Genomic DNA, 12,306 nt, shown 5'->3' with positions numbered 1-12,306 from the left:
CAAGCCGCCTCACGCCGGCAACAACCCATACCGCCACCCCAGCCGCCGCGCATTCCGCGCCAGCACCGCAAACGCCAGCAGTAACATGCAGGCCTCGGCAAACACAGGCACCATCCATATCCCCATCTCGCCGAAGGCATGCGGCATCAGGARGGTGAGCGGCAGGGTGAAGAGATAGGCGCGCGACAGGCCGAAGATCGCCGCACGCCTGGCATCGCCGATCGCCTGGAAATAGCCTGATAGCACGATCATCTGGCCGAACAGGAAATAGGCTCCGACAGTCCAGGGCAGGATGCGCGAGACCTCGGCGATCACAACAGGGTCGGCGACGAAGATGTGGCCGAGGCGGGTTGCCGAGAGCTCGACGATGATCTCCACGCCGGTGCAATAGACGAGCGCCGCGATCATCGCGATCTTCAGGCTCTGGCCGACGCGATCCCGCAGGCCGGCGCCGTAATTGTTGCCAGCGATCGTCTGCGAGGCGATGTTGAGGCCGAGTAGCGGCAGGTAGGCGACGGTCATGACGCGGGTGATGATGCCATAGGCACCGACGGTGGCGACATAATCGCCCTCGCCCCAGATCGACAAGTTGAAGATCACGGCTGCCGAGCAGAGCGAGATGCCGATGAAGCCGAGGCTCATCGGTGCACCGAGCGCGAGGATTGGCTTCCAGTCAGAGAGCGGGAAGCGCGTTGAAGGCCGTAGCGCGGCAACGTTGCGCCACCGATAGATGATGACGGCGAGCAGGCAGATCGCCTGGGCGAGCACCGAACCCAGCGCCGAACCGGCCACACCCCAATGCAGCACCGCCATGAAGAACCAGTTGGCGGCGATGTTGAGCGCCGAGGCGGCCAGCATGACAAGCGTCATGAAGCCGATCCGGCCTTCGCTGCGCAGCGCGTCGATGTTGAGTGACAGGAAGAAGGCGATGGGTGCGGCGCCAACCATGATGCCCATGAAGGTGCGGGCGTTGGCCGCGACCGCCATATCGCCCGCCGCGGCATTGCCGACGATGCGCCAGCCGATCGTCCAGTAGATCAGGTTGACGACGAGCACGACGGCGATCGCCAGCGCGTGGGCGGCCGCAAAGGTGTGGCGGGCGGCATCGCGATTGCCGCCGCCGAGCTCGCGGGCAAGGATGCTCGCCACGCCGTTTGAAACCAGAGACTGCAGCGCCACGACCATCATCAGGCCGGGAAAGATCAGCGTCACCGCCGAGAGCGCCCCGGCGCCGACATAGGCACCAAGGAAATAGGCGTCCACCACGGCGAAGAGACCGTTGATGGTGGTGATCAGGATGATCGGCGCGGCCGTTCGGGCGAAAACCCTGGGCAGGGGCGCGGTGAGAAAAGGATTGGTTGCGGATGCGGTGTTCATCACTCAGATTCCCAATCAGATGTCGAGAACGAGCTGCGGCAGACCATTCGAGGTCTTGCGCGGCGAGACGCCATTGCCGTCCACCTGCGCATTGACGCGCTGGCGGAACGCCGAGAAGCTCTCGAAGGTCACGACATCGACGGGTTCGTCGAAATGCAGGGTGATCTTGTGCAGCCCGCCGTTCGTCTGCGCCAGCGCCAGCACCTTGCCGGTAAAGGGTTGGTTCAGGTAGCGGCCGCGCACCTGCGCGCCGACCGACAGCCGCGAAATCGGCTCGGCATTCGGGCGGGTGGCGAGCGCTGACAGCGTGTTCCAGTCACGCGCGCCATATTGCTGGGCAATGAGTTCGAGCGCGGCACTATGGGAAATCGCGCTTCCGCGGTTTTCCATGGCCTGGCGCAGGCGCCTGGCCTGAGCCTTCAGCTCGTCGATGGATGGATAGGTCGTCGTCACAGGTTCAGCCTTTCGGAAGGCATGCCATTATCGACTGTGAATGGGAGCTCGCATTGCCGTCAGTCAGCATGCACCAAATGGCGGTGACTCATGTTTGCGAGGCTTCACCATGGACTTTCATCCGCGAGCGGCCGGTGCCTCGAACCGCAGCCTGTATGCGGCAGAGCGGTGAAACTGTCAAGAATGCCCCATAATGACCTGCCCGGCGGCGCCCGAAACGCCGGAAATACAGCGCTTTTCGCCGCCAGTCCCGCATAAGGCTCAAAATTTACCAATGCTTTTCACAACTTATCAGCATTCCCATATTACATTTCAACCAGACAACAAGCGGAGGCTGACATGGCCTTTCAGATGCACCTCAATGACGGCGATCAGGAGCAATCCTATCGCGACTTCCACCTGGATCGGCCCGGCAAGATCATCTTCGTCGGCCACCACCTCAGCACCGGCACACAGGTCCGTTGCCTGATCCGCACGATCAATCTCGGCGGCGCCGTGCTGGAAGTGAGCCCCTCGGTGGAGATGCCGAGCAATTTCTTCCTCGAGATCCTCGGCATTCACGACGAGATCGGCTCGACGGTGGTCAAGCGCGAAGGCGAGCTCGTGACGATCAGTTTCAACATGCTGATCAACGCCGAGTTCCTGCATCACGTACTGCGGCTGAGCTTCGAAACCGGCCTCTGATCTCCCCAAATAAAAACGGGCGGCCGAAGCCGCCCGCGATATCCTGCTTCGTTCCAGACATTACGCCGCAAGGTGGCGCTCGATCTGGTCAACCGGGAGATTGGTATAGTCCTTTGCGACTTCGGCGGAGATCGCCGCCTGCGCACCGGCGCTGAGAACCGGGCGGAGCGTGCCGAGCGCCTTCGGCGGCGCGACGAGGACGATGCGGCGGGCATCTTTCTGATGCACAAGCTCATCCAGCTTTGCGGCCACCTGCTTCAGAAATTCGGCTTCGGCCCGGCCCTGCCAGTCGGTCTGCTCGATGGCGCTGGCACTCTGGCCATCCGGCGCGGAGGTCCGGCCCGGCTTATCGGTGCCGAGTTCACGGGTCGGCTCGTTCGGCTGCGTCAGGGTTTCCTGAACCTGCAGGTTCATGATCTGGGCGTCGCCGGTATTCTGCATGAACAGCGCTTTCGCACCGTCGCAGACCACCACCCAGGACTCCCAAGGCACTCTGATATCAGCCATTTTTCATATCCTCTTGATTGTTTACCGAAGCGCGGAGCACTTCATCGACCAAGGCAAAACGCCTGGGAATTGAAAGAGTTCGCGGCCCGGGCCGAGAAAACGATTCAGTCAGGCAATCCAATTTCTCAATTCAGCGTAGAGATGATCAAACGGGAGAGACGCCGATGAAAACAGCGCTGATTGCCTATGCCGGGTCTTTCGCCACGCTGCTGGTACTGGATGCGATCTGGCTCGGCCTCGTTGCCCGCACCTTCTACCGCGATCAGCTGGGCGACCTGATGCTGCCACAGCCGGCACTCGGCATCGCGGCGTTGTTCTATGTGTTCTTTGCAGTCGCCGTCGTGGTGCTCGCGGTGCTTCCGGCGGTCAGCGCGGCCTCGCTGACCACAGCGCTTGTCTATGGTGCCATTCTGGGACTGGCGGCCTACGGCACCTATGACATTACCAATCTGTCGACGCTGAAGAACTGGCCTGTGACGATGACCCTGGTGGACATGGCCTGGGGCACATTCGTCACCGCGGCAACGGCTGCGGGCGGCTATTCGGCGGCGCGGGCTTTTGGCGCATAGGCTTCCCGCTGCGGCACAGGACTGTGTCACGTAAGCACAAAATTCACATTCACTAAAATTGTCTAAATCTCTTTGACGAATGCGCAAAACATTCATGTGAGGCTCTGCCAGAACGCGCCAGGATGACCTTGGCTCAGACGGAGGACTGCACGATGTCCATGGACCGGGCAACGCATCTCGCGACGGTGAAATCTGAGGTCTACGACCAGCGCTGGGAGCAATTCCAGGTCAGCCGGCCGGCGCGCATCATCGCGGTGCGCCCGTGTCTCACCGCCATGTCGCTTCGCAGTGCGGAGATCCTCGATATCTCGCGCGGCGGTGCCACCTTCCTCGTCGCGTCGACGGCCGGCCTTCCGAAACATTATTATCTGAACATTCTCGGGCTCGCCTACCGCATCGGCTGCGCCGAGGTGTACCGCAACAAGGAACGCATCGGCGTTCGCTTCATCAACGTGCTCGATCCGGAAGTACTGCGCCGCGTGGTGCGCGCCGACTTCATGGCCGGCAATGTCGAGGCGATCCAGGCTCGCCGCGCGGGCCGCATCACGGCGATGCAATAGGCCGGTTTCTGGAATAATCTTGCTTGCCTTGAAAAGAGCGGCGCCTATTGTTGGCGCCGCTTTCATTTTATCCGGGATTCAGCATTTCCATGTCCGCCTTTTCGCGCTTCACGCCGCTGGTCAGCTCCCTGCCCTCCACCGTTCCCTTCGTCGGCCCCGAAGCCATCGAGCGCCAGCGCGGCCTGAAGGTCGAGGCCCGTATCGGCGCCAATGAAAACGGCTTCGGCCCGGCGCCTTCGGTGCTCGCGGCGATGCGCGAGGCGGGCGACAGCATCTGGAAGTATAACGATCCGGAGAATTTCGAACTCCGCGAGGCGCTGGCCGCCCATCTCGGCGTCACATCAGCCAATATCGCCATCGGCGGCGGCATCGATGAGCTGCTCGGGCAGATCGTCCGGCTGGTGATCGAACCCGGCATGCCCGTTGTCACCTCGCTCGGCGGCTATCCGACCTTCAACTTCCACGTTGCCGGTTTTGGCGGGCGCCTCGTTACCGTTCCCTATGTCAACGACCGGGAAGATCTCGATGGCCTGCTGGATGCGGTAAAGCGCGAGAACGCGCCGCTCGTCTATTTCGCCAATCCTGACAATCCGATGGGCAGCTGGTGGGATGCGGACAAGATCATCGCTTTCGCCCGCGCCCTGCCCGAGACCTGCCTGATGGTGCTCGACGAAGCCTATAGCGAGACCGGACCGGCGAGTGCCCTGCCCTCGATCGAATCCCTGATCGACCTGCCGAACATCGTTCGCACCCGCACCTTCTCCAAGGCCTATGGTCTGGCCGGCGCCCGTGTCGGCTATGTGATCTCGACGCCAGGCACCGCCCAGGCTTTCGACAAGATCCGCAATCACTTCGGCATGAACCGGCTGGCGACCGCCGCAGCCCTCGCCGCCCTGAAGGACCAGGCCTATCTGGCCGAAGTGGTCGGCAAGATCCACGCAGCACGCGAGCGCATCTCCGACATTGCGCGGGCAAACCAGCTTTCGCCGCTGCCTTCGGCCACCAATTTCGTGACTGTCGATGCCGGGCGTGACGGCACCTATGCGCGCGCCATCGTCGATGGACTGATGCAGCATGGCGTGTTCATCCGCATGCCGGGTGTCGCGCCGCTCAACCGCTGCATCCGCGTTAGTGTCGGACCGGAGGCGGATATGAACCGCTTCGAGGCAGCACTTCCCGAAGTCTTGCGCACGCTCGGCTAAAATGGAAAAAACCGCGCCGGCCTTGTGTCTGCCGGTCGCGGTTGCGTTCTCCTGGCGCAGGCCCGGTCAAGGTGCCCGCCATTCCCCTCGTTTCGAGGTTGTTATTCTTGTCTGATTTTTCGCTGCAGCTTAGTGGATCGTCATCCACTCGCGAGCGGCGCGGAGCGCTTCGGCGAGCTGCATCTTGTTCAAGGAAGCCGCGACATCGGCGCGAAGCTCGGCAGCGCGGTCGTTGCCTTTGATCGCGGCGATGTTCAGCCACTTGTGGGCTGCGACCAGATCGACTTCGCAGCCGCGGCCGGTTGCATACATCAGACCCATTTCGCAGAAGACGTCGGCGTTTCTGTCGCCACCCATGGTGGCCATTTCAGCATTGTGCATTTCAAAGCGTGCCATCGGTTTTATCCCTGTTTAGCCTGTTGTCGACTTGCCCTGTTTTACCCTCCAGGCCGTGCCGTCTATCGCGGCTTTCGGTCCCTTCGGTTCGGCGGGTTTGCCCCGCTCGTTTGATGGCTCCACTATGCCGCGGGGCTTTCAAAAAACGCCTAAAATGCATGATTAATTTGAGACAAACAAAGTCCAAACGCTTGGTAAACTTGGGTTTTTGTTAAACATCGCGATGCCTGCAAATTAAGGAGTTTCGAGACAATTTTACGAAAGATTCAGATTTGAAAATCAACGCTTCGTTCACCACGAAACGAGCTGCCCAAACGGCAAGTCGGAAAATCTGCAGCTTCAGCCCCCTTGAAAACCCGGCATTTCCCGGCTTTCCGATATTTACCTTTACGTTCGCGTCAGTTATTTTTCGCGCCGGTTTGGACATCAGGGAGGAAAAGATGATCCGCGCATTTATTATCGCAAGCGCGCTGGCGCTTTCGGCGGGGCTCGCCCATGCAGACGAGCCGATCGTCGGCAACTGGAAGACAGCGTCTGGCGATACCGCCCAGATCGCGGCTTGCGGCGGCAGCTATTGCATAACGCTGAAGAGCGGCAAATTCTCGGGCAAGAAGATCGGCACGCTGGCGGGCACCGGCAGCACCTATGACGGCGAGATCACCGACCCCAAGGACGACAAGACTTATAGCGGCTCCGGCAGCGTGTCCGGCGATACACTGCGGATGAAGGGCTGCGTGATGAAGGTCCTCTGCAAGTCGCAGACCTGGACGCGGCTGTAGGATGTGATCCGGGTCACGACCCTGTAACTTCCCTCATTCCTGTGCTCGTCACAGGAATCCAGTCGCCGCGCGTCGGCGCGGCGGGGAGAATCTTCAAGTTCGAAAGCAGGAAGGTTCATTCACGGCGCGGACGCGCCGTGGCTGGATTCCTGTGACAAGCACAGGAATGAGGGCTGAGCGGAAGGTTGCCCCGACCCCACTTCTCGAGCTTGCCCCACACCCACCCCATTTTCCTGAACGCCAAATGAACCGGCATCTCAGCACCCGTTCAGCCGCACCGTGTCAAAAGGAGGGCAACGATCAAGGGCGCATACGGGTTAGGGAACATGGACGTGCTCATTCTGGCAAGACGCTTCACCATCATCACACTATCGGCAGCCGTCTTCGCGGTGGCGTTTTCGGCGGCGGTGGTTCGCGGTGGCGGCGGTGGCGCCCAATCGCATTTCGGGGCGAACTATACCTGCGCCGAAATCAGCAGCCCGTTCTGTTCAGGCGCTCCCAAATAATCTCATTTTCGCCTTCCGGGCGTCGCTTGCTTGTTAAAACCGGCGCTCTATAATGCGCCATGAGCACACGAATCTCTCCGCTAGCACCCCTCGACATCTCGTCTCCGCCCGCCTTTGAACCGCAAAGCTTCGACGATCCGGCCAAGGCCGTGGATGCGCTGACCGAGCTTTACGAGCGCAACACCGCCTTCCTGATCGACAGTTTTGCGACGCTTGCCAAGGGCGCGCCGATCACCGCGCGGCACCGGGCCTTCTATCCGCAGGTCAGCATCGAGACGACGAGCTTCGGCCATGTCGACAGCCGCCTCTCTTACGGCCATGTGACATCGCCGGGCGTCTACACGACGACGGTGACGCGTCCCAAACTCTTCCGGCATTACCTCAAGGAACAGCTGGCGCTTCTGATGAAGAGCCACAATGTTCCGGTCATCGTCTCCGAATCCTCAACGCCGATCCCGCTGCATTTCGCCTTCGGCGAAGGCGCCCATGTCGAGGCCTCCGCATCGGCCTTCATGGATATTCCGATGCGTGATCTCTTCGACACGCCGGATCTGAACACCACAGACGACGAGATCGCCAATGGCGAATATATCCCGCCGCCCGGCGAACCTTCCCCGCTCGCCCCATTCACGGCGCAGCGTATCGATTACTCTCTGGCCCGTCTTTCCCACTACACGGCAACCGGCGCGCAGCACTTCCAGAATTTCGTTCTGTTCACGAACTACCAGTTCTACATCGACGAATTCTGCAACTGGGCGCGTGGCGTGATGGCCAATGGCGGCGGCGAAGAGGGCTACACCGCCTTCGTCGAGCCCGGCAACATCATCACCCATGCGGGTTCCAGCACGCCGGAAGGCGATGCGACGCCCGGCCGCCTGCCGCAGATGCCTGCCTATCACCTCAAGAAGAAGGGGCATGGCGGCATCACGATGATCAACATCGGCGTCGGCCCTTCCAACGCCAAGACGATCACCGACCACGTGGCCGTGCTTCGCCCGCATGCCTGGCTGATGCTCGGCCATTGCGCTGGTCTGCGCAACAGCCAGCGTCTCGGCGACTATGTACTGGCGCACGCCTATATGCGTGAGGATCACGTTCTCGACGACGACCTGCCGGTCTGGGTGCCGATCCCGGCGCTCGCCGAAGTGCAGGTGGCGCTGGAAGCGGCCGTTGCCGAAATCACCGGTTACGAGGGCTTCGAGCTGAAGCGTATCATGCGCACCGGCACCGTCGGCACGATCGACAACCGCAACTGGGAACTGCGCGATCAGGCAGGCCCGGTGAAGCGGCTCTCGCAGGCCCGCGCTATTGCGCTCGACATGGAATCGGCAACGATCGCCGCCAACGGCTTCCGCTTCCGCGTTCCCTACGGCACGCTGCTCTGCGTCTCCGACAAGCCGCTGCATGGCGAACTGAAGCTGCCGGGCATGGCGACGGCCTTCTATCGCACGCAGGTCAACCAGCATCTGCAGATCGGCATCCGCGCCATCCAGAAGCTGGCAGCCATGCCGCCCGAAACGCTGCATTCGCGCAAGCTGCGCAGCTTCTTCGAGACGGCCTTCCAGTAAGCTCAATCGTCAATGCTCCGGTCCGCAGTCATCTGCGGGCCGTTTTTCTCGCGCGGGACCATGTCCACCGCGCCGATGATGGCGATGAATAGCAGCACCGCGATCACAAACCGCGGCAGAAGCTGCGGCTCTTCTCGCTCGTAGAACTCGTCTGCCGTCATCTTCGGCTGACGTCTCGCCACCCAGCTGGCGATCGCGACCTCAAGAATTCCCATCGTCTCTGCTCCCTGATGTTATCGATGGAGCTTGTCGGCTGGCCGCTGCAGGTTTCGACATTGTGCCTCGAAGAAAGATTTTTTCTCCCGCTGTCGATTTGCGCTTAGTCTCGTCGTCCAGGAGCTGATGAGGCAGCCAGGAGGAAAGCCGCGATGCGATATCTGTGCCAAGTGTGGTTCGAGCCGTCGGTGCTCGAGCGGATGACGAATGAAGAAAAGCAGACGCTCGACCGAGATTCGGCGGCCTATGACCGCGACCTTGAAGCCAGCGGCCACATGATCCATGCCGAAGCTCTGCAGAAGCCGGGCGCTGCGGTCACCGTCAAGGTCCGCAACAGCGAGATGTCGATCACCGATGGCCCTTATGCCGAGACGAAGGAACAGCTCGGCGGCTTCATCCTCATAGAGGCGAAGGATCTGAACGACGCCATCCGGGTTGCCGCCGGCATTCCGCTTGCCAGATATGGCAGTATCGAAGTCCGCCCGATCCATGATTTCAAGAGCGGCCTTCGGGAGGCGACACCATGAAATTTCTCTGCCAGATCTGGTTCGATACCGAGAAGAGCAAGCTGGTGCCCCAGGAAGAATGGGATGTGCTGACGCAGAAGTGCATCCTCAGCGACAACCGATGGCGCGACAGCGGCCATCTGATCACGGCGCTGGCGCTGCGCGATCCGGAAACCGCGGTTACGGTGCGGGTCCGCGATGGCGCTTTGTCTGCGACCGACGGGCCGTTTGCAGAAATCAAGGAGCATCTCGGCGGCTTCGTGCTGATCGAGGCGAAGGATATGAGGCAGGCCACCGAGATCGCCTCGGCCTTCCCGATCGCCGACTATGCCTCGATCGAGGTCCGGCCCGCCTATTCCATCCAGGACAGGGAGTGATCCGATGCGCTACGTCTGCCTGATCTACAATTCGGCCGACAGTGACGGGACGCTGACACAGGCCGATACGGACGAATTGATCAAGGCGCATGTCAGTTTCGACGAGGAGCTTCGCAGCAAGGGCGTGATGATCCATGCCGACGCGCTGGAGATGCCTGACAAGGCGACGGTGCTGCGCGTGCGCGACGGCACGCTTCATGCGACCGACGGCCCGTATGTCGAGACCAAGGAGCATCTGGCCGGCCTCTACATCATCGAGGCAGCCGACGACCACGCTGCCCGGCGGATTGCCGCGCGCATTCCCTCGGCCCGCTTCGGCGCTGTCGAACTGCGGCCGGTGCGGACGCTTGTGATACCGGAGTAGCGCTTGGAGAAGGTCATTGAGGAGATTTACCGGACACAGTCGCGCCGCGTTCTGGCAACGCTGATCCGCCTGCTTGGCGATTTCGACCGGGCAGAGGAAGCGCTGCACGACGCCTTTGCGGAGGCGGCCCGCAGCTGGCCGCGTGACGGCATTCCCGGCAATCCCTCCGCCTGGCTGATCTCGACAGGTCGATTCCGGGCGATCGATCACATCCGCCGCCGCGCCCGTTTCGATGCGTCGGCGAAGGACATCGAAGGCAGCCTCTACGGCGCGGCGGAAACCATGGAGGCTGGCGAGATGGACGCGATCGGCGACGACATGCTGAGGCTGATCTTCACCTGCTGTCATCCCGCCATCCCCGCCGACGCGCAGATGGCCATGGCGCTGCGGGAAATCTGCGGATTGACGACGGAGGCGATCGCCCATGCCTTCCTGGTTCCGGCGCCGACGGTGGCACAGCGCATCGTTAGGGCGAAGAACAAAATTCGCGCGGCGAAGATCCCCTATGAGGTGCCGGAGCGCGCTGCGCTGCCCGAACGGCTGGATCGCGTCCTGCATGTCATCTATCTGGTTTTCAACGAGGGCTATTCGGCCTCATCCGGCAGCGAGATCGTCCGCGCCGATCTGACCGGCGAGGCGATCAGGCTCGCCCGGCTGATGACGACGCTTCTCCCGCACCCCGACATCGAGGGACTGCTGGCGCTGATGCTGCTGCAGGATTCGCGCCGGACAGCGCGGCGCAGCGCCGATGGCAGCCTCGTCCTGCTTGCGGATCAGGACCGGGGCCTCTGGGACCGGAAAGAGATCGCCGAAGGCCTCGCTCTGCTCGGCCGCGCCATGGCACATCCGGAGATCGGCCTTTACACCGTGCAGGCGGCGATTGCCGCGGAACATGCCAAGGCCGGAACGCCTGATGCAACCGACTGGCGGCGCATTGCCGCCTATTACGACCTCTTGATCGCGGCACAGCCCTCACCCGTTGCCGAGCTCAACCGTGCTGTGGCGATCGCCATGACCGAAGGCTATGCGCGCGGGATCGAAATCATCGACGGCATCCTGCAGGCGGGCGAACTCGAAACCTATCACCTGGCACATTCCGCCCGCGCCGATTTCCTGCGTCAACTCGGCCGCAGGGAAGAGGCAATCAGCGCCTACCGGCGCGCCCTGTCGTTCTGCCAGCAGGAGCCGGAGAAACTGTTCCTCAGACAGCGGATATCAGAGCTTGCGGCGGCGGCCGAAGGGCAGTGAAATGGCCGTGCCTGTCAGGGCCGAGACAATGATCAGCAGATGCGCGTTGACGCTCGCCTGTGCCAGGGCGGCAAGTGCTGCCTTTTCCCCGGAGGCACCGAAGGCCACAGCGCCGGCGGTGATGCCGGCTGGATAGGTGCCGACCCCGCCCGGTGCATGAACCGGGAGTACAGAGGACAACTCACCCCCCAGCGCGCCGCCGAAGCTTGCCGCTAGCGGCAGAACGCCCATGAGGCTGAGCGCCCAGGCGAGAACCAGCACCTTCACCAGCCAGTTCACCGCCGTCATCGCCCAGGCACGGGCAAAGGCGATGCCATTGACCGGAAGACCGTTTTCGATCTCGGCCAGAAAGCCCTGCGCCTTCTTCGGCGCCAGCTTGAAGCCCAGACGCAGCAGCGGCTTGCGAACGGCGAATGCGATCACCGGCAGCAACAAGAAAGCGGCCCAAATGATCCATGCAATCAAGGCGTTGCCGGCCCCGCTTGCAAAACCGATTCCGGCTGCCGCAAGCAATGCATGAAGATCGAGAAGCCGCATGACGAGCAGCGCCGACGTGCCGCGGGCGAGCGGAATGCCGAACTCCGTGCGCATAAGCAGCGGGAAGCTGGTCTCGCCGCTCCGGAACGGCAGCATGATATTCAAGAGATTGTGGATCTGCGTGACGCGGAACAGCGTGCGGAACTGGCCCGCGGTTTCGCGTGGAAAATAATCGAGGATGCGCCAGGTGCGCAGAAAGTAGGTGCTGGTCAGCAGAACAAGCGCGATCAGGATCGGCAACACGCCGACGGCCGCCCATTGCGCCAGGATCGAGGACCAGCCCCAGAACCATTCGATGAAAAGCGCATAAGCTGCGACGATCACGACGGTCAGCAACGTCATGCGATTGCGTGCGAACCAGGATTGTCGGCTAGCGCCAGCCGGAGAGTTCATGTAGTAGGCATCCTGACTTTCGCGGCCGAAACAGCCGCCTGCTTGGCCATGACGGGCCTTTTAG

At 61.9% G+C, this 12,306-nt stretch carries 17 protein-coding genes; 11 read left to right on the top strand and 6 right to left on the bottom strand.

Annotated elements, in window-relative coordinates:
- Positions 1-9: 9 nt before the first annotated feature.
- Both AC1DNK_RS05495 and AC1DNK_RS05490 read right to left on the bottom strand, forming a co-directional pair.
- Positions 10-1,377, bottom strand: coding sequence for an MATE family efflux transporter (locus tag AC1DNK_RS05495; RefSeq protein ID WP_477939778.1), 1,368 nt, complete (start codon positions 1,375-1,377; stop codon positions 10-12).
- A 15-nt stretch (positions 1,378-1,392) separates the two neighbouring features.
- A complete protein-coding gene (locus tag AC1DNK_RS05490; RefSeq protein WP_477939777.1) occupies positions 1,393-1,830 on the bottom strand; it encodes a glyoxalase superfamily protein in 438 nt (145 codons plus the stop codon).
- Positions 1,831-2,169: 339 nt separating this feature from the next.
- On the opposite strand from AC1DNK_RS05490, the gene AC1DNK_RS05485 reads away from it, so the two are divergent.
- Positions 2,170-2,514: a hypothetical protein gene (locus tag AC1DNK_RS05485; RefSeq protein WP_112390773.1), complete on the top strand. Its 345-nt coding sequence runs from the start codon at positions 2,170-2,172 to the stop codon at positions 2,512-2,514.
- Positions 2,515-2,574: 60 nt separating this feature from the next.
- Here AC1DNK_RS05485 and AC1DNK_RS05480 read toward each other — a convergent pair whose 3' ends face one another.
- On the bottom strand, positions 2,575-3,021 hold the full coding sequence (locus tag AC1DNK_RS05480) for a baeRF12 domain-containing protein (RefSeq protein WP_477939775.1): 447 nt from the start codon (positions 3,019-3,021) through the stop codon (positions 2,575-2,577).
- 164 nt (positions 3,022-3,185) lie between these two features.
- Between AC1DNK_RS05480 and AC1DNK_RS05475 the strand changes: the two genes are divergently transcribed.
- From AC1DNK_RS05475 to AC1DNK_RS05465, 3 genes are all read left to right on the top strand, one after another.
- Entirely contained in the window at positions 3,186-3,590 is a 405-nt protein-coding gene (locus AC1DNK_RS05475; protein ID WP_477939773.1) for a DUF2177 family protein, read from the top strand.
- A 152-nt stretch (positions 3,591-3,742) separates the two neighbouring features.
- On the top strand, positions 3,743-4,150 hold the full coding sequence (locus tag AC1DNK_RS05470; RefSeq protein ID WP_477939771.1) for a PilZ domain-containing protein: 408 nt from the start codon (positions 3,743-3,745) through the stop codon (positions 4,148-4,150).
- 89 nt (positions 4,151-4,239) lie between these two features.
- Entirely contained in the window at positions 4,240-5,352 is a 1,113-nt protein-coding gene (locus AC1DNK_RS05465; protein ID WP_477939770.1) for a pyridoxal phosphate-dependent aminotransferase, read from the top strand.
- 129 nt (positions 5,353-5,481) lie between these two features.
- On the opposite strand, the gene AC1DNK_RS05460 is transcribed toward AC1DNK_RS05465, so the two are convergent.
- Entirely contained in the window at positions 5,482-5,748 is a 267-nt protein-coding gene (locus AC1DNK_RS05460; protein WP_477939768.1) for an SEL1-like repeat protein, read from the bottom strand.
- Positions 5,749-6,188: 440 nt separating this feature from the next.
- On the opposite strand from AC1DNK_RS05460, the gene AC1DNK_RS05455 reads away from it, so the two are divergent.
- The 3 genes from AC1DNK_RS05455 (at position 6,189) to AC1DNK_RS05445 (ending at position 8,601) form a co-directional block, all read left to right on the top strand.
- Positions 6,189-6,527 (top strand): DUF2147 domain-containing protein, encoded by a 339-nt coding sequence (locus tag AC1DNK_RS05455; protein WP_112390768.1) that lies wholly within the window; start codon positions 6,189-6,191, stop codon positions 6,525-6,527.
- A 326-nt stretch (positions 6,528-6,853) separates the two neighbouring features.
- Entirely contained in the window at positions 6,854-7,033 is a 180-nt protein-coding gene (locus AC1DNK_RS05450) for a hypothetical protein (protein ID WP_112390767.1), read from the top strand.
- 59 nt (positions 7,034-7,092) lie between these two features.
- On the top strand, positions 7,093-8,601 hold the full coding sequence (locus tag AC1DNK_RS05445; protein WP_112517130.1) for an AMP nucleosidase: 1,509 nt from the start codon (positions 7,093-7,095) through the stop codon (positions 8,599-8,601).
- A 2-nt stretch (positions 8,602-8,603) separates the two neighbouring features.
- Here AC1DNK_RS05445 and AC1DNK_RS05440 read toward each other — a convergent pair whose 3' ends face one another.
- Positions 8,604-8,816: a hypothetical protein gene (locus tag AC1DNK_RS05440; RefSeq protein ID WP_477939766.1), complete on the bottom strand. Its 213-nt coding sequence runs from the start codon at positions 8,814-8,816 to the stop codon at positions 8,604-8,606.
- 153 nt (positions 8,817-8,969) lie between these two features.
- Here AC1DNK_RS05440 and AC1DNK_RS05435 point away from each other — a divergent pair, with 153 nt between their 5' ends.
- The 4 genes from AC1DNK_RS05435 to AC1DNK_RS05420 are packed head-to-tail and all read left to right on the top strand — an operon-like array spanning position 8,970 to position 11,312.
- Positions 8,970-9,344, top strand: coding sequence for a YciI family protein (locus AC1DNK_RS05435; RefSeq protein WP_112517132.1), 375 nt, complete (start codon positions 8,970-8,972; stop codon positions 9,342-9,344).
- Entirely contained in the window at positions 9,341-9,700 is a 360-nt protein-coding gene (locus tag AC1DNK_RS05430) for a YciI family protein (protein ID WP_112517133.1), read from the top strand. Before AC1DNK_RS05435 ends, AC1DNK_RS05430 begins: the two co-directional genes overlap by 4 nt.
- Positions 9,701-9,704: 4 nt before the next feature.
- A complete protein-coding gene (locus AC1DNK_RS05425) occupies positions 9,705-10,064 on the top strand; it encodes a YciI family protein (protein ID WP_477939762.1) in 360 nt (119 codons plus the stop codon).
- 3 nt (positions 10,065-10,067) lie between these two features.
- The gene (locus AC1DNK_RS05420) at positions 10,068-11,312 is read left to right on the top strand and encodes an RNA polymerase sigma factor (protein WP_477939760.1); all 1,245 of its coding nucleotides are present in this window, start codon (positions 10,068-10,070) and stop codon (positions 11,310-11,312) included.
- On the opposite strand, the gene AC1DNK_RS05415 is transcribed toward AC1DNK_RS05420, so the two are convergent.
- Positions 11,280-12,242, bottom strand: a complete 963-nt coding sequence (locus AC1DNK_RS05415; protein WP_477939758.1) for a lysylphosphatidylglycerol synthase domain-containing protein — start codon at positions 12,240-12,242, stop codon at positions 11,280-11,282. The genes AC1DNK_RS05420 and AC1DNK_RS05415 overlap by 33 nt on opposite strands.
- Positions 12,243-12,306: the final 64 nt, after the last annotated feature.

Source organism: Rhizobium sp. 01N424 (assembly GCF_056399485.1).
Note: the sequence above shows the minus strand (reverse complement) of the source record. Positions and strands in the feature narration are given on the sequence as shown.

Coding starts and splice junctions, on each gene's coding strand:
- AC1DNK_RS05445 (WP_112517130.1), top strand. CDS start 7,093: ATGAGCACACGAATCTCTCCGCTAGCACCCCTCGACATCTCGTCTCCG.
- AC1DNK_RS05435 (WP_112517132.1), top strand. CDS start 8,970: ATGCGATATCTGTGCCAAGTGTGGTTCGAGCCGTCGGTGCTCGAGCGG.
- AC1DNK_RS05440 (WP_477939766.1), bottom strand. CDS start 8,816: ATGGGAATTCTTGAGGTCGCGATCGCCAGCTGGGTGGCGAGACGTCAG.
- AC1DNK_RS05470 (WP_477939771.1), top strand. CDS start 3,743: ATGTCCATGGACCGGGCAACGCATCTCGCGACGGTGAAATCTGAGGTC.
- AC1DNK_RS05430 (WP_112517133.1), top strand. CDS start 9,341: ATGAAATTTCTCTGCCAGATCTGGTTCGATACCGAGAAGAGCAAGCTG.
- AC1DNK_RS05415 (WP_477939758.1), bottom strand. CDS start 12,242: ATGAACTCTCCGGCTGGCGCTAGCCGACAATCCTGGTTCGCACGCAAT.
- AC1DNK_RS05450 (WP_112390767.1), top strand. CDS start 6,854: ATGGACGTGCTCATTCTGGCAAGACGCTTCACCATCATCACACTATCG.
- AC1DNK_RS05465 (WP_477939770.1), top strand. CDS start 4,240: ATGTCCGCCTTTTCGCGCTTCACGCCGCTGGTCAGCTCCCTGCCCTCC.
- AC1DNK_RS05455 (WP_112390768.1), top strand. CDS start 6,189: ATGATCCGCGCATTTATTATCGCAAGCGCGCTGGCGCTTTCGGCGGGG.
- AC1DNK_RS05425 (WP_477939762.1), top strand. CDS start 9,705: ATGCGCTACGTCTGCCTGATCTACAATTCGGCCGACAGTGACGGGACG.
- AC1DNK_RS05485 (WP_112390773.1), top strand. CDS start 2,170: ATGGCCTTTCAGATGCACCTCAATGACGGCGATCAGGAGCAATCCTAT.
- AC1DNK_RS05480 (WP_477939775.1), bottom strand. CDS start 3,021: ATGGCTGATATCAGAGTGCCTTGGGAGTCCTGGGTGGTGGTCTGCGAC.
- AC1DNK_RS05460 (WP_477939768.1), bottom strand. CDS start 5,748: ATGGCACGCTTTGAAATGCACAATGCTGAAATGGCCACCATGGGTGGC.
- AC1DNK_RS05475 (WP_477939773.1), top strand. CDS start 3,186: ATGAAAACAGCGCTGATTGCCTATGCCGGGTCTTTCGCCACGCTGCTG.